The sequence below is a fragment of the Streptomyces mobaraensis genome (genome assembly GCF_020099395.1).
GTDB lineage: Bacteria > Actinomycetota > Actinomycetes > Streptomycetales > Streptomycetaceae > Streptomyces.
The window spans coordinates 1,167,061-1,182,101 of sequence record NZ_CP083590.1 but is presented as its reverse complement, the minus strand read 5'-3'; the positions used below and the strand labels follow the sequence as shown (position 1 = coordinate 1,182,101).

The window sequence follows — 15,041 nt, the reverse complement described above, 5'->3', positions numbered from 1 at the left end:
CCTGTCGGCTTTGCGAACTGCGTGGCACACTGCTGGGCATCAGGACGGCAGTTGGCGCGGCAGGAGGAGGGGACAGTGGGGGACGCGCGGCCGGCAGGGGCTCCGACCGTGCTGCGTGTCGTACTCGGCAAGCGGCTGCACGATCTGCGGGAACAGGCGGGGCTCTCCTTCCAGGAGGCGGGCCGGGCGCTCGACGTCACGCACGCCACCATCCGCCGGATGGAGAAGGCCGAGGTCGGCCTGAAGGTCCCGTACGTGGAGAAGCTGCTGCGGATCTACGGCGTCGAGGACCCCGCCGAGGTCGAGGGCTTCCTCGCCCTCACCCGGGAGGCCAACCGGCCCGGCTGGTGGCACCGCTTCCGGGACGTGCTCCCCGAGTGGTTCAGCGCGTTCGTCAGCCTGGAGGGGGAGGCCAACCTCATCCGCGCCTACGAACCGCACTACGTCCCCGGGCTGTTGCAGACGGAGGCGTACGCCCGCGCGGTGCTCCGCGCCGGGCAGCCGCACGCGCCGGACGCCGAGATCGAGCGGGCCGTCACCGTCCGCCGCGAACGGCAGAACCTGCTCGTCCGTGAGAAGGCGCCCCTGCTCTGGGTGGTGATGGACGAGACGGTGCTGCGCCGCCCCATCGGCGGCCCCGAGGTGATGCGGGCCCAGGTGGACCGGCTCATCGAGGCCACCGCCCTGCCGAACGTACGGCTCCAGGTCATCCCGTACGCCGCCGGGCCGCACCCGGCGATGTACGGGCCGTTCCACATCTTCCGGTTCCCCATCGAGGAGCTCCCGGACATCGCGTACGCCGAAAACCTCATCGGCGCCTCCTATTTCGACCAGCGCGAGGACGTCTCGGCCTTCCTGGAGGCACTGGACCGGATGTGCGCGCAGGCCGCGCCGGCACACACCACCAAGGCATTCCTGGGTGGCATTCGTAAGGAGATCTGAACCATGGATCGCATATACAACGGCATGCCCGCCACCGACCTCGGCACCGAGGGCTGGCGCAAGCCGTGGAGCGGCGGCAACGGGGGGAGCTGCGTCGAGGTCATGCGCCTGAGGGACGGCCGGGTCGCCCTGCGCCAGTCCACGGACCCGGAGGGGCCCGCGCTGATCTACACGCACAGCGAGATGGAGACGTTCATCAGGGGGGCCAAGGCCGGCGAGGCGGACTTCCTGCTCGCCGGCGCGGCGGAGGGGACGCGGACGTGAGCGGGGGAGCGGGGGACGTGAGCGGGAGAGCGGCGGCGGGCCGGCGGCCGGGCGGCGCGCGGCGCTCCGGCGTCCTGCGGCGCTTCGGCGCCTTCCGGAGCGCGCCGCGCCGCTGACGACGGCAGAGGCGTCCCGCTCCGCCGGTGCCGCGCACCGGACGAGACGAGGGGTCCGCACGGCGGGGCCCCGGCGTCGTCCCGGTGCCGTGGCGCCCGTACGGTGAACCGCGGGCCACGGGGGTGCCGGCGGTGGACCGGCGGGTACGGCGGAGTGGGGCTCGAACAGGGGAACAGGGGGAAGCGGTACGGCCGTCGGCCGGTCCGGGGGAGGGGAACCCGCCGGACGGGCCACGGGGGCCGGACCGTCGCACGACCGCAACGACCGGAATCGGCCGGGGGGGTTGCGATCCGCACAGTTCGGAAGGGGCAGGGAGTGACGGAGCAGGGCACGGGCGGCGGGGGATTCGCGGCCGAGGAGATCGACACCAGCCGGCCGCACCCGGCCCGGATGTACGACTACTACCTGGGCGGCTGGGACAACTACGAGGTCGACCGCGCCGCGGCGGAACGTTTCATCGAGGTCATACCCGACATACGCCCCGGCGCCCGGGCCAACCGCGACTTCCTGCTGCGCGCGGTGCGCAAGGTCGTCCGGAGCGGGGTGCGCCAGATCATCGACATCGGCACCGGCATCCCCACCTCCCCCAACACCCACGAGGTGGCGCAGGAGGCCGACCCCGACGTCCGCGTCGTCTACGTCGACAACGACCCGATCGTGGCGACGCACGCCGGCGCCAAGCTGACCAACAACGGCAACGCGAGCTTCCTGCTCGCCGACGTCCGGGAGCCGGAGCGGATCCTCGCCCACCCCGATCTGCGCCGCATGATCGACTTCGATCAGCCGGTGGCCCTGCTGCTCGTCGCCCTCCTGCACTTCATCCCGGACGAGGAGGACCCGGCCGGGATCGTCGCCGCCCTGGCCGAGGCGCTGCCCGAGGGCAGCTGTCTCGTCCTCAGCCACGGCACCACCGACTTCCACAGCGAGGCCGCCCGGGCCGCCGCGGACGCCTACAAGAACGCCACGGCCTCGGTGACGCTGCGGACGTACGCGGACGTCGTCCCGTTCTTCGACGGCTTCGAGCTGATGGACCCCGGCGTCGTCCAGGTGCCGCTCTGGCACCCGGACGGCGAGCCGCCGACCCCGGCGGAGCTGGCCAAGGTCGGGTTCTACGGCGGGGTGGGCATCAAGGGCGGCCGGTGACACGGTTCCCGGCGGGACGTCCCGGCGATCCTTCCGCCGGGATGTCACAGCTGTCCTTGAAGCCCTGACTGGCCAGTCCCAGCGCGGCGTTGGTGCGGGAGCGGAGGTTCTCGACCGAGATCGTCTGGGTCAGTTCGACGAGCTGTGCGTCGTCCAGGTGCGTCCGCAACCGCTCCACCAAGGCGTCGTCCACCGTGGGCGGAGTCGCCGTCATGGCCTCCGCGTACTCCATCACGTCGCGCTCCAGCGGCGTGTAGACGTCGCTGTCGCGCCAGCGCGGGACGTCGCGCAGCTTCTCGTGCGCCATGCCGTGCTGCCGGTTCTCCCAGTAGCCGAAGTCCATGCACCACGAGCAGCCGATGGACGCCGCCGAGGCCATCACGGCCAGCGCCTTGAGGCCGGGGTCGAGCCGCTTCCAGCGGCCCACGGCCAGCTCGAAGACGGAGGTGGCCAGCAGTACGCCGCGGTGGTGGCCCATGGCCAGCAGCGGGTCGAGCACCTTGCCGTAGGCGCGGCGGCAGTACCGGGCGGCGAGGCGGGTCAGCGGGGTGGCGGGCGGGTTCAGGGGGACGCGGGCCATGGCGGTGCGCTTCCTCTCGGGTCGCTCGGACCGGCGGCGGGGTGTCTGCTCCGGCTGCCGGTCAGTGTTTTCCGGGTTTTCCGGTCGCTTGCGGGAGGGGGACGGGCGAGGTGGCGCGGATGTGACAGGTTTCGGGAAGAGGTTTCCCGGGCCTCCGCGCACCAATCGCGCGGGGGCGCGAGCGCCGGGCCCCACGGGCTCGCGCGCTGGCTCCCCCCCGCACGCCGGCTCCCCGGCTCGTGCGCCCGGTCGCGCGGGGTCGCGGCGCACCGGCCGTGCGGGGTTGGCCGCGCACCGGCCCTGCGGGATCAAGCGCACCGGCGCCGCCGGTCCCGCGCACCGGCCCCGCGCCCGCCGTCCGACCGGGTGCGCCTAGCCTGGACCCATGCGCGACGAGCTGTTCCCCCGCCCGCCCGTCGAGGTGGCGCCGGAAGCCGTGCACGTCCCCGGCTGGCTGGACGAGGCCGCGCAGCAGCGGCTCCTCCGGGCCTGCCGGGAGTGGGCGAGGCCGCCTGCGGGCCTGCGGACCGTCCGGATGCCGAACGGCGGCGAGATGTCCGTCCGCACGGTGTGCCTGGGCTGGCACTGGTACCCGTACGGGTACGCCCGGACGGTCGTCGACGGCGACGGCGCGCCCGTCAAGTCGTTCCCCCACTGGCTCGGCGCGCTGGCCCGGGACGCCGTGGCGCGCGCGTACGGGACGCCCGCCGGCCCCGAGCCGTACGACATCGCGCTGGTCAACTTCTACGACGCCGGGGCGAGGATGGGCCTGCACCGCGACGGCGACGAGAAGTCCGCCGCCCCCGTCGTCTCGCTCAGCCTCGGTGACTCCTGCGTCTTCCGGTTCGGCAACACGGAGACCAGGACGCGCCCCTGGACGGACGTCGAGCTGCGCAGTGGCGACTTGTTCGTCTTCGGCGGCCCGTCCCGGTTCGCGTACCACGGGGTGCCCCGGACGTACCCGGGCACGGCTCCGGCGGGGCTCGGGCTGACCGGGCGGCTGAACATCACGCTGAGGGTCAGCGGGTTCTGAGGCGGGGACCGACGGGTTGCCAGGCGTTTGCATTAGTCCGCGTCTGCAACTATTGTCGGAGCAGCTAAGCGGCGCATGCAATGAGTGCGCGCCGTGACCCCGGCCCCGCCGCGCACTCCACCGCCACGGCCCCGACGCGTCTCCCCGCGCCGGGGCCGTCGCGAAACGCCGTCGCGAAACGCAGACACCGATCGAAAAGGCACCACCATGTCCCTCAAGGAAATCCTTCCCGGCCGGCTCGGCTTCGGCACCGCCCCCCTCGGCAACATGTTCCGCGCGATCCCCGAGGAGGACGCCCTCGCCACCGTGGAGGCCGCCTGGGACCAGGGCATCCGCTTCTACGACACCGCCCCCTTCTACGGCGCCGGACTGGCCGAGGAGCGCCTGGGCACGGTGCTGTCCGGCAAGCCCCGCGACTCCTACGTGCTGTCCACGAAGGTCGGCCGGGTCATCCTCGACGAGCACGAGACCGCCGCCCCCGACTTCGGCGAGAAGGGTGGCCTCTTCGAGCACGGCAACCCCAACAAGGTGCTCCACGAGTGGACCGCCGAGGCCACCGAGCGCTCGATCGAGGGCAGCCTCAAGCGTCTGGGCGTCGACCGCCTCGACATCGTCTGGGTGCACGACATCGCCCAGGACTTCCACGGCGACGCGTGGGTCGGGAAGTTCGAAGAGGCCCGCACCGGGGCCTTCCGCGTCCTGGACCGGCTCCGCGACGAGGGCGTCATCAAGGCGTGGGGCCTGGGCGTCAACCGCACCGAGCCCATCGAGCTGACCCTGGCCCTGGACGAGCCCCGGCCCGACGGCTTCCTGCTCGCCGGCCGCTACACCCTGCTCGACCACGCGCACGCGCTGGGCCGCCTCCTCCCCATGGCCCAGGAGCGGAACGTCGACATGGTCGTCGGCGGTCCGTACAGCTCCGGCGTCCTCGCCGGCGGCACCCACTTCGAGTACCAGCAGGCCCCGCCGGAGATCGTCGAGCGCGTCGGCAGGCTCAAGGCCCTCACCGAGCGGCACGGCGTGAGCATCAAGGCCGCCGCCCTGCAGTTCTCCCTCGCCCACCCGGCGGCCGCCGCCGTCATCCCCGGCGCCACCCGGCCCAGCCGCATCGCCGAGGACACGGCCGCGCTGAACGAGGACATCCCGGCCGCGTTCTGGGCGGAACTGCGCGAGAGCGGGCTGGTCGCCGCGGCCGCCCCGCTTCCGGCCTGAGGTCCGGGTCGGTTCGACCTCGGGACCGGGACCGGCTTCCGGGTCGGCCTGGCCTGCGGACCCGGACCGACCCCCGGGCCCGGCCCGGGTTCCGGGTCGGCCTGGCCTCCGGAGCCGGCCTGACTTCCGGGTCGGCCCGCCTCTCCGGACCCGGCCCGACCTCCGCTCCCGGCTCGAACCCCGGGCCCGGCCCGACCCCCGGCCCCGGCGCTTCCCCGGCGGGAAAACGATCAACGATGGCGCGGGCGGGCAGGACCGTCCGATAATGAGACGGACCGTTCCCCACGCCTGGAGGTGCCGTGACCGGCTTCCGCGTCCCCAGAAACCCCCTCGACGCGCTCCGCCCGGCCGCCTTCGGCGCCGACCCGTCGGGGGAGCGGATGGCCCGCATCCTGCGCTCGCCGCACTTCGCGGGCGGCGTCTTCGTCAACCCCCCGGGCCCCGAGCGGACCCCGAGCACCCGCTCGATGCTGGGCTATCTGCCCACCTACTTCCGCAAAGAGGAGCGGGTCCGCCGCGCGCCCGCCCACCCCATCCCCGTGCACCCGACCACCGTCGCCGACCTGGCGGAACCCGCCGAGTCGGGGCTGCGGCTCACCTGGATGGGCCACTCCGCCGTGCTGACCGAGATCGACGGCCACCGGGTGCTGATCGACCCCGTCTGGTCCGAACGCTGCTCGCCGTTCGCCTTCGCGGGCCCCCGCCGGCTGCACCCGGTGCCGATACCGCTCGCCGAGACCGGCCGGGTGGACGCCGTGGTCATCTCCCACGACCACTACGACCACCTGGACATGCCCACCGTCCGCGCGCTGGCCCGGACCGGCACGGAGTTCGTCGTACCGCTCGGGGTCGGCGCGCACCTGGAGCACTGGGGTATCCCGGCGGGGCAGATCACCGAACTCGACTGGCACGAGACGACGTTCGTCGGCGAGCTCACCCTCACCGCCACCCCCGCCCGCCACTTCTGCGGACGGGCGCTGCGCAACACCCAGCACACCCTCTGGGCCTCCTGGGTCATCGCCGGCCCCCGGCACCGCGTGTTCCACAGCGGTGACACCGGCTACTTCCCCGGCTTCGCCGGCATCGGCGAGCGCTACGGCCCGTTCGACGCCACCATGATCCAGATCGGCGCGTACAGCGAGTTCTGGCCGGACATCCACATGGAACCGGAGGAGGGCCTGCGCGCCCACCTCGACCTCCAGGGGTCCGCCCCCGCCGAGCGCGGCGTCCTCCTCCCCATCCACTGGGGCACCTTCAACCTCGCCCCGCACCCCTGGGACGAGCCCGCCGAACGTACGGTCACCGCCGCCCGCCGCGCCGGCGTCCGCTACGCCGTCCCCCGCCCCGGCCAGCCGTTCGAACCGGCGGCGGGACTGCGGCCGGACCCCTGGTGGCAGGCCGTCGCGGCGGAAGCCCCCCAGGTACGCGGCGCCGGCCGGGCCCCGGCCCCGGCGGCGCGCCTGGACCTCGCGGCCGAACGCTGAGGCGGGGCTCCCCGGTTGAGCAGTTTCAACCTGCACCTGCGGCGGGTCCACGACGAGCGCCTCCCGGCCCGGATCCGCCGCTCCGACCTGCGCTCCTGTCTGGTGCACTTCGCGCCGTACGGTTTCCACGCCACGTACCACCACCTCACCCTGAGCGCGCGGATCCCGGGGAACGTCGAACACGACCCCGCGGCCCTGATCCGCGCCGCCGAGGAACTGCACGCCGCCCGGCGCCTCTGGGTCGCCCACGTCCGGGCCCGCGCGGCGGACCGGCTGGCGGAGAAGGCGCGGGGACGACGCCACGACCCCACCGGCGCCGCCTGGCGCGCCGCGCACGGCTGGCGCACCTGGCGGCGGGGCTGGAACAACATCGCCTACTGCCCCGACCGGACCGTCCACCCGACCGAACCCCTGCCGGTCGTGATCGAGCGCGTCATCCACTGGACCCCGCCGGCGGACGGGACGAGCCCGCCCACGTGCCGGGCCTGCGGGGAGGCGGGCGACGGTTACGGGCCTTCGCCCGGCGGCGGTTCACCGCCCGCGGCGTGCGGGCGGTGTGGCGTAAGCGGCCTCTGAGGGACGGAACCGGCCGGGAAACCCGGGTACTACGGTGAATCCATGCCGAACGGACCCGCTCCCCGCCGAACCGTCCGCACCCACCTCACCACCCCCGACGGCCGGCGCCTCTCCTACCTCGACTTCGCGCCCGTGGGGGGTCGGCCCCTGCTCGCGCTGCACGGACACCTGGGTGAGGGCGCCGAGTTCGCGGAACTCGCCGCCGTGCTCGGTGCCGACGGATGGCGGGTGATCGCGCCCGACCAGCGGGGGCACGGCGACTCGGACCGGGCGCGCCGGTACGACCGCGACGGCTACCTCGACGACCTCCGCCTTCTGCTGGCCCACCTGGGCCTCGACCGTCATCCGCTGCCCGTCCTCGGGCACTCCCTGGGCGCCGTCAACGGCTATCACCTGGCCGCGAGCCGGCCCGGGGCGGTCAGCGCACTGGTGAACATCGACGGGCCCGCGGCCCTGCCCGTCGTCACGCCCGTCCCGCTGTCCTTCCTGCTGGAGCTGCCGTACCACGCCCCGACGCGTGAGGAACTCCTCGCTTCCTGCGGCACGTTGGCGCCGCTGCTGGAGAACGGACTGCGGCCGTACGGTGACGGCTGGCGGCTCGGATGCCATCCGGAGGACATGGTCGACTCGGACGCCCGGGTGCTGGGGGACCACTGGAGTCGGTGGTTGGGCTCCGACTGCCCCGCGCTGCTCCTGCACGGAACGGCGAGCGCGGTGCTGCCCACCGTCCAGGCCCGGGAGATGGCCGCCCGGCGCCCGCGCACCACCCTCGTCGAACTGGACGCGGACCACTGGGTACACCTGCGCAGACCGGAGGAGTCGGCGACCGCGGTCCGTCGGTTCCTCCGGGCGCTTCAGGGGGCCGGGTCCGGGTGAAGCGACGCTCGCCCCTCCCAGCCCCTGTCGAGGGCCGGAGGGCGTGCCGGGTGCGCGGTCGACGGAACCGGTCGTGCCGGCGGGGACGCGTTCCGCTCACGCCAGGCCGCCGAGGGTGTAGCGGTCGAAGGCGTCGTACAGGTCCTCCCCGTCCGTGACCGCGGCGTCGATCGAGGGCGCGGCGGCCGTGGCGAGGAGGGTGGTGAGGCGGGCGAGGGCGGGGAAGCGGGCTTCGGCGTCGGGGTGGACGGCGCGGGCGCCGGCGAGGAGGGGGGCCGACGCGGCGTCGTCGGTGGTGAGACCACCGGTGAGGCCACCAGTGAGGTAGACGGTGTACGGCTGCGCGGTGATCCCGGCGAGGGCGCCGCCGCCGGCGAGACTGCGCAGGCAGTCGGCCAGGGGAGAGGCGGAGCGGGCCGGGTCGCGGTCGTGCTCGGTGTGGTCGACCGCGTGGTGCGGCACCGCACGGACCCGGGCGACGACCTCGCGTCGTACGGACGGGGCCAGCCCGATCCAGTCCGCGCCCGGGGCGAGGCCGGTGAGCGCGTCGGCCGCGCGCCGCTCGGCTTCCTCCAGCCGTCCGGTGTCCACGGCGAGCGTGGTGAGGGCGAAGGCCGGGGCGGGGCGGCTGGTCCGGTCGGATCGGCCGGTCTGGTTGGATCGGTCGGTCCGGTCGGTCCGGTCGGTGACCGCGAGGAAGAGGGTGTGCCCGGTCATGTCGTTCGCCTCGCCGGTGGTCGGTGGAGGCCGGTAGGCACGGTGGCACGTACCGTACCGGCCGTGGTCGTGCCTACTTCTTGATGCAGATCTTGCCCTGGCTGTGGTTCTCCAGGGAGGCGCTGTGCGTCTTCCCTTCGGCCTTGATCGTGAAGGTGGCCTTTGCCGAGTAGGAGTGACATTCCCCCTTCGGCGGAGGCCAGTTGGCCACGACCCGTGCCTTGAACTTGTTCTTGCCCGAGCCGCTGTCGTGCGCGACCTGGGTGCCTTCCTTGTAGAGGGTGACGGATATCGAGTACTCCGGCATCTTCTGTTTGCAGCCCTTGAGGTCCGCGTGGACGTTGATGACGTCCGGGTTGGTGTGGGACTCGTGCGGTGAGTCGAGCGCGGCCTCGCACTTGTCCCACACGGTGGCCGCCGACTGCGCGGCCGGCGCGGCCGGAGCCGCGGCGTGGGCCTGGAAGGGGACGAGCAGGCAGGCGGCGGCGAGCGCGCCGGTGAGGATGTGCCGTCTCATGATGCACCTCCGGAAATCGGGAATACCCGGCGAACCTATGGCCCGTCCGTCCCCAACGACACCGCATATCAGGCCAATTGCCGCTACCTCGGCCGCTACCTCGGCCGTCGCCTCGGCCGTCGCCTCGGCCGTCGCCCCGGCCGTCGCGCCGGGCGTTCGAACCGCCGCGCGGCGTGGGCCGGCGCTCAGTGCCCCGGGTCGCAGCACGAGTCGCGCCGCAGCAGCCGTCCCACCTCCAGCCAGTCGCCGTGCGTCGAGCTGCCGTGCCGGGCCGCCGGGGCCGCGTCGCCGGCGTAGGCGTCGAGGAGCTTCCGCTGCTCGAAGGGGAGGCCGCCGCGGAGCACGGACTCCGTCCGTACCAGCGAGTCGAAGTCGGTGAACGGGTCGCCGTCGACGATCGTCATGTCGGCGAGCTTGCCGGACTCCAGGGTGCCGAGGTCGCGTTCCGCGCCGAACACCCGGGCCGGGATCGCCGTCGCCGTGCGCAGCGTCTCGGCGGGGGAGAGGCCGTGGCGGTGCAGGGCGCGCAGGCCCATGTGCAGGGAGAGGCCCACGGGGACCAGCGGGGCGTCGGTGCCGAGGGCGACGAGGCCGCCGCCGGCGAGGACGCGCCGGTAGACGTCCACCTCGGTGCGGAGCGTGGCCAGTTGGTCGCCGGTCGGCCGTTCGGCGGCGGTCTTGCGGACGAGGTCCACGTCCCACGGCGGCATCAGCCGCGTCACCCGCGGGTCCTCGGCGAGGCCCGGCTGGTCGCCGATGAGCGGGGTCGAGGTGAAAATGGTCGCGATCATGTGGAAGTCCGTCCGGGTGTAGATCTCCCGCACGTCCTCGTAGGCCCGGCCGCTCGCCGACGTGGCGTGCCCGAACTCCAGTCGCTGCGTGGCCTGCAGATGGGTCGTCAGGTCCTGGCCGAGCTGGACGCCCGGGGTGCAGAGGTGCGAACCGGTGCGCACCCCCAGCACGTCGTGGGCGTGCCGGGCCGCCTCCTCGATCACCCAGCCGGGCGCGCGGACGTACGTCTTCACGAAGTCCCAGTCGAGGGCCGCGGCCCGGGACAGTGACCGGCGCAGGCCCTCGCGGGTGCGGTGCGCCCGGCCCATGCTGTACGCGACCCGGCTGCCGTCCAGCAGCTCGCCGCAGGTCAGCAGGCGCGGCCCGGCGAGGTCGCCGGCGTTCACGGCCTCGCGGATCCGGGCCTGCTCGTACGAGGCGCCGCCGAGCGAGACGGCTGTGGTGATCCCGTACGCGAACTGGAGGGCGGTCTGCCGGCCGCCGTAGGTGATCTGCCAGGGGTGGGTGTGCGCGTCCCACAGGCCGGGGAGCACCGTGCGCCGGGACGCGTCCACCCGGCGCCGCGCGGCGCGTCCCGCCCGGTGCGGCTCGACGGAGTGCACCCGGCCGTCGCGGACGAGGACGTCGACGTCCTCCCGGACGGTGTTCCCGGTGCCGTCCCAGAACCGGCCGGCGTGGACGACCGTGTCGACGGGGGTCGGGCGGCGGTAGTCGAGCCGGATGGGGACGGTCCGCGCTTCTTTCGTGCCGACGTCGAGCAGCCGCAGCTTCCCGGCCGACAGGTAGAGGATCCGGCGGGAGTCCGCCGACCAGGACGGATGGTCGGCCGCCTCGTCGGTGAGCCGGCGGGGCGCGCCCGCCGGGGTGCCGTCGGGCTTCACCGGCAGCAGCCACAGCGCGGACTCGCTGATCACGGCCATGTGGCGGCCGTCCGGCGACCACACCGGGCCGGAGTCGTAGCGGTCGGCGATCGAGGCGTGCGGGGCCAGGGCGTGCAGCCGCGATGTGCCGTCGGACGTGTCGATGACGCGGATGAGGTTGTAGCCCTCGCGGAAGCGCTGGTTCAGCCGGTTGCGGTCGCAGTACGCGACGTACCGGCCGTCGGGCGACCAGCTCGGCCGGCCCGGCAGCCCGCCGCCGCCCATCGGCGCGGCCAGCACCCGGTCGGTGCCGGCGGCGAGGTCGCGGACCAGGAGGTTGCCGGAGAGGTCGAGGCAGGCCAGCCGCTTGCCGTCGGGGGAGAGCGCCGGGCTCACCCGGCCGCCGCCGGCCAGCTCGGCGTCCTCGCCGGAGTCGAGGTCGTGCCGGCGGACGGCGAGCAGCCCGGAGCGGTCGTCGGCGTAGACCAGCGACTTGCCGTCGGCCGTCCAGGACGGGCCGAGGAGGTAGCGGGTGGCGTCGGCGCGGACCACGCGCCGGGGCGCCGCGCCGCCGTCGACGTCGGCGACCCAGAGCGCGTTCAACGCGGCGAACGCGACCCGGCGGCCGTCCGGGGACAGCGCGGGCAGGTGCACCGCCCGTACCCGGCCCACGCCGCCGACCTCGACGTCGTACCGCTTGACGCGGTAGCGCGGCCGGTCGACCGGCAGCTTCGCGGCGAACGGGACGGTGGCGACGGTCGACGCTCCCGGCTCCTTCCCCCCGCCGGAGGGCGTGACGCGGACGACCCGGAACTGCCCCTCGACGGTCAGCAGCAGCTCGTCGCGCGAGATCCACCGCGGCGGCACCGGCTCCACGTCGCCGTCGACGGCCACGGCCGCGCCGTCGACGACCAGGGCGCAGGACGCGGTGGGGGCGGCGGTCGTCCGCAGATACGCCAGCCGCCCGCCCGGGCTCACGGCGGGCGTCATGACCTGCGCCTTCGCCGTCTCGGTGTGCTCGACGCGGACCGGGCCGCGGCCGTCGGCGGGCACCGACGCCACCGTCCGGGACACCAGCGCGTCCTTCGTCGCCTGGCCGCGGACGAACAGCAGCCGCTTGCCGTCCGGCGACCAGACCGGGTCGAAGTCCTCCCACGCGCCGTCCTGGAGCGGCCCGTCCTGGTCCTTGAGCCCGGTCACCCGGGTCAGCGCGCCGGTCCGGACGTCCACCGTCCAGATCCGGTACGGGCTGCCGGCCACCGGATCGCCCTGGCGCTCGGAGGCGAACGCGATCCGGGTGCCGTCGGGGGACCAGGACGGGCCCCGGTCGTCCCAGGGTCCGTCGGTGAGCTGCCGCAGCCCCGTCCCGTCGGGGCGGAGGGTCCAGATGTGGAAACCGCCGCCCCGGTACGCGCAGACGGCGAGCAGCCGGCCGTCCGGTGAGTGCACGGGCCGTGTCGGCTCCAGGTCGGGCGGCGTGATCGCCACCGCGTCCCCGCCCTTGCGGGGCAGCGACCACAGGACGTTCTGCACCTCGGCCACGACGCGGTCACCGAAGAGCGACGCCGAGCCGTTGGTGGTGGCGGTGAAGGACAGCACGGGCGCCCCGGAGCCCGCCGCTCCGGCTGTGGCGGCCGGTGCCGCCTCCGCCGGCGTCGGAACCACCCCGACCGCCCCGGCCATCCCGGCCACCGCCGCGGTGCCCGCGGTGGCCTGGAGGAATCTGCGCCGGGAGAGGGGAGAGAGGCGAGTGCCCGAGGGGCCCTGGACGTCCAACTGTCCTCCTGGGGTACGGGAGTTGCGCGGGGCGCGAGAGGAAGATCTCGATCGGATCATCGTTCACGGTGCGGGGGCCGGGGTCAACACCCCAGAGGTTGAGCACCGACCCTGCGGCTCACCGCGGGCCGATCACAGCCCCTCCACCTTGAACGCGTCCTGCTCGATGAGCAGCTTGTCGAGCCGCGCCTTGTCGACCCGGTTGGTGATCTCGTCCACCTCCTGCCGGTCCCGCACGCACTTGGCCAGCGTGAACGCCGACGACACCACGAAGACCAGCCCCAGCCCCAGGAACCCCCGCTCCCAGGCCCCGACCGGCAGCCGCACGATCCCGACCGCCAGCGCCACCAGTGACAGTCCGAACGAGAGGGCGGCCTGGACGTAGAACGCGGTGGTCGTCGGCCGCTGTATCGATGGAGTACTCATGCCCTGAAGCGTCGCGGACCCGGCCCGCGGCCCACATGAGTACCGCTACTCATCTCCCCCGCCCCGCCCGGGCCCCGCTACCCATGCCCGCCCTGCCCACCCCATGCCGCTGCCCCGGCCCCCGCCCGCCCATCCGTGCGCGACCACCCCACGGCGTGCGGTATTGTTCTCTTGCGCGGTCGGCAAGGGCACCAGCCCGAGCCGGACGAGCACCGGGACGTGGCGCAGCTTGGTAGCGCACTTGACTGGGGGTCAAGGGGTCGTGGGTTCAAATCCCGCCGTCCCGACGGTAGGAAAGAAGCCTCTGATCAGCGGGAAACCGCAGGTCAGAGGCTCTTTTCGTGTGGGTCAACGGACGAGTCGCAGGTGCCGCACAGGTGCGGGCTCTGGGACCAGTTTGGGACCAGGAGCCTCTTGGCGGCCTTCGGTGAGGTAGCGGCTGAGGGCGGCGCCGGCCAGGTGGATCGACCGGCGGTCGGGGTGCAGGTACCGCTGGGTGGTGGTGATCGAGCCGTGCCCGGCGATCACGGGGAGCACGTGCACGGGGATGCCGGCGTCCGCCATCCACGTCAGTCCGGTGTGCCGGAGGTCGTGGCGGCGTAGGTGCTCGTATCCGAGGCGGACGACCACTTCGTCCCAGTGGGTGGCGTCGCGCAGGATGGCGGTGGTGATCCGGCCGCCGCGGGGCCCGGTGAACAGCCGGGCCATGGGGTCGTGCCCCACTGCGTCCAGGCGTGCGCCGACCATTGGGCGGATCTCGGGGATGATAGGTACCGACCGGCGTCGTTTGCCCTTGGTGCCCTTGTCGATGAGGCCGCCGGGGCCCGGCGTGGTCTGGCGGCAGCATTCCCACGTCCACGTGCGCCGGTCGATGTCCTTGGCCCGGACGCCGGAGACCTCACCGATGCGTGCGGCGGTGCAGGCGGCGAAGCGGACGACGTCGCCCCAGCCGAGGTACTGGTCCGCTGAGCGTTCGACGAGGGCGTTGGCCAGATCGTCCAGGGCGTCCCAGTCGCGGAGGGCGAGGGAGCGGGGGTCGTCGAGTTCGTCCTCGACCTGCTGGTACGTCCTCTGCCAGCCGGTGATCTTGGCGGGATTGACGTCGATGATGCCGTCGCGGACGGCCTGCTCCATGACCCGGTTCAGCGGAGCGATGGAGTTCTTCACGGTGGAGCGGCCTTGACCGTCGGCGATCCAGCCGTACACGGTACGGTCGACAACTCCGTTGGTGATGACCGGACTTCGAGGTCGCTGCTTCGCCTTCAGTATTGGCCCGGAATGGCCCTGCAACTTCGCGGGCAAGGTCACGCAGGATACGCGCATCTTCGGCCACCGTAGCGAGGCTTGCGCGGATCAGCTCTGGGGGGCCGTGTGTGTAGAGATGTGCGACCTCGGCGCGCAGTGCGGCGGGGGTGGCGTCAATCATGCGTGCGGTCAGGGTGCCCGCTGCGCTTGTGGCGATAGCTGTGATTTCGGAGGTGATGCCTTCCCTGTGCTGCTCGATTTCTCCGAAATCGGGCATCTTGGGAATGGTTTGCGCTAGTTCTTTAAGTTCGGAGAGGGTGCTGAGTAGTTCAGCTGCCTGACGAATGGCTAGCACGGTGTCTGCAGACTGGTGTCGTACGTCGTCGCGGTCGTCTCCGGTGAGTTTGACTTGCCCGTCCGCTTCATCCTGGCCAAGCCCATACTCCAGACTTCCGGCGAGGTTTGGACTGTGCGCCGCGAT

Annotated in this window: 14 protein-coding genes and 1 tRNA gene; 9 read left to right on the top strand and 6 right to left on the bottom strand. The window is 73.3% G+C overall.

What is annotated here, in order from left to right:
* Window positions 1-75: 75 nt before the first annotated feature.
* The 3 genes from K7I03_RS04885 to K7I03_RS04875 all read left to right on the top strand — a co-directional run bounded on the left by K7I03_RS04885 (window position 76) and on the right by K7I03_RS04875 (window position 2,466).
* Window positions 76-942 (top strand): helix-turn-helix domain-containing protein, encoded by an 867-nt coding sequence (locus tag K7I03_RS04885; RefSeq protein WP_004941346.1) that lies wholly within the window; start codon window positions 76-78, stop codon window positions 940-942.
* Between the two features lie 3 nt (window positions 943-945).
* Window positions 946-1,206, top strand: a complete 261-nt coding sequence (locus K7I03_RS04880) for a DUF397 domain-containing protein (RefSeq protein ID WP_185942190.1) — start codon at window positions 946-948, stop codon at window positions 1,204-1,206.
* 432 nt (window positions 1,207-1,638) lie between these two features.
* Entirely contained in the window at window positions 1,639-2,466 is an 828-nt protein-coding gene (locus K7I03_RS04875) for an SAM-dependent methyltransferase (protein WP_185942189.1), read from the top strand.
* On the opposite strand, the gene K7I03_RS04870 is transcribed toward K7I03_RS04875, so the two are convergent.
* Window positions 2,450-3,046, bottom strand: coding sequence for a carboxymuconolactone decarboxylase family protein (locus tag K7I03_RS04870; protein WP_185942188.1), 597 nt, complete (start codon window positions 3,044-3,046; stop codon window positions 2,450-2,452). The two genes, K7I03_RS04875 and K7I03_RS04870, sit on opposite strands and share 17 nt — an antisense overlap.
* Window positions 3,047-3,431: 385 nt before the next feature.
* Here K7I03_RS04870 and K7I03_RS04865 point away from each other — a divergent pair, with 385 nt between their 5' ends.
* The 5 genes from K7I03_RS04865 (at window position 3,432) to K7I03_RS04845 (ending at window position 8,227) form a co-directional block, all read left to right on the top strand.
* A complete protein-coding gene (locus tag K7I03_RS04865) occupies window positions 3,432-4,079 on the top strand; it encodes an alpha-ketoglutarate-dependent dioxygenase AlkB family protein (protein ID WP_185942187.1) in 648 nt (215 codons plus the stop codon).
* Between the two features lie 207 nt (window positions 4,080-4,286).
* Complete coding sequence (locus tag K7I03_RS04860) at window positions 4,287-5,291, top strand: aldo/keto reductase (RefSeq protein WP_185942186.1); 1,005 nt, start codon at window positions 4,287-4,289, stop codon at window positions 5,289-5,291.
* A 299-nt stretch (window positions 5,292-5,590) separates the two neighbouring features.
* Window positions 5,591-6,775: an MBL fold metallo-hydrolase gene (locus K7I03_RS04855; protein WP_185942185.1), complete on the top strand. Its 1,185-nt coding sequence runs from the start codon at window positions 5,591-5,593 to the stop codon at window positions 6,773-6,775.
* Window positions 6,776-6,790: 15 nt separating this feature from the next.
* Entirely contained in the window at window positions 6,791-7,351 is a 561-nt protein-coding gene (locus K7I03_RS04850) for a hypothetical protein (protein WP_224346885.1), read from the top strand.
* Window positions 7,352-7,393: 42 nt separating this feature from the next.
* Complete coding sequence (locus tag K7I03_RS04845; RefSeq protein ID WP_185942184.1) at window positions 7,394-8,227, top strand: alpha/beta fold hydrolase; 834 nt, start codon at window positions 7,394-7,396, stop codon at window positions 8,225-8,227.
* Between the two features lie 96 nt (window positions 8,228-8,323).
* On the opposite strand, the gene K7I03_RS04840 is transcribed toward K7I03_RS04845, so the two are convergent.
* The 4 genes from K7I03_RS04840 to K7I03_RS04825 all read right to left on the bottom strand — a co-directional run bounded on the left by K7I03_RS04840 (window position 8,324) and on the right by K7I03_RS04825 (window position 13,315).
* Window positions 8,324-8,944: a hypothetical protein gene (locus K7I03_RS04840; RefSeq protein ID WP_185942183.1), complete on the bottom strand. Its 621-nt coding sequence runs from the start codon at window positions 8,942-8,944 to the stop codon at window positions 8,324-8,326.
* Window positions 8,945-9,017: 73 nt separating this feature from the next.
* Entirely contained in the window at window positions 9,018-9,461 is a 444-nt protein-coding gene (locus tag K7I03_RS04835) for a hypothetical protein (protein ID WP_185942182.1), read from the bottom strand.
* Between the two features lie 185 nt (window positions 9,462-9,646).
* Window positions 9,647-12,889, bottom strand: coding sequence for an amidohydrolase family protein (locus K7I03_RS04830; protein ID WP_185942181.1), 3,243 nt, complete (start codon window positions 12,887-12,889; stop codon window positions 9,647-9,649).
* Window positions 12,890-13,021: 132 nt separating this feature from the next.
* Complete coding sequence (locus tag K7I03_RS04825) at window positions 13,022-13,315, bottom strand: YiaA/YiaB family inner membrane protein (protein ID WP_185942180.1); 294 nt, start codon at window positions 13,313-13,315, stop codon at window positions 13,022-13,024.
* A 213-nt stretch (window positions 13,316-13,528) separates the two neighbouring features.
* Between K7I03_RS04825 and K7I03_RS04820 the strand changes: the two genes are divergently transcribed.
* Window positions 13,529-13,602: transfer RNA gene (locus tag K7I03_RS04820), tRNA-Pro, on the top strand.
* Window positions 13,603-13,663: 61 nt separating this feature from the next.
* On the opposite strand, the gene K7I03_RS04815 is transcribed toward K7I03_RS04820, so the two are convergent.
* Window positions 13,664-14,521: a tyrosine-type recombinase/integrase gene (locus tag K7I03_RS04815; protein ID WP_224346884.1), complete on the bottom strand. Its 858-nt coding sequence runs from the start codon at window positions 14,519-14,521 to the stop codon at window positions 13,664-13,666.
* Between the last annotated feature and the right edge of the window lie 520 nt (window positions 14,522-15,041).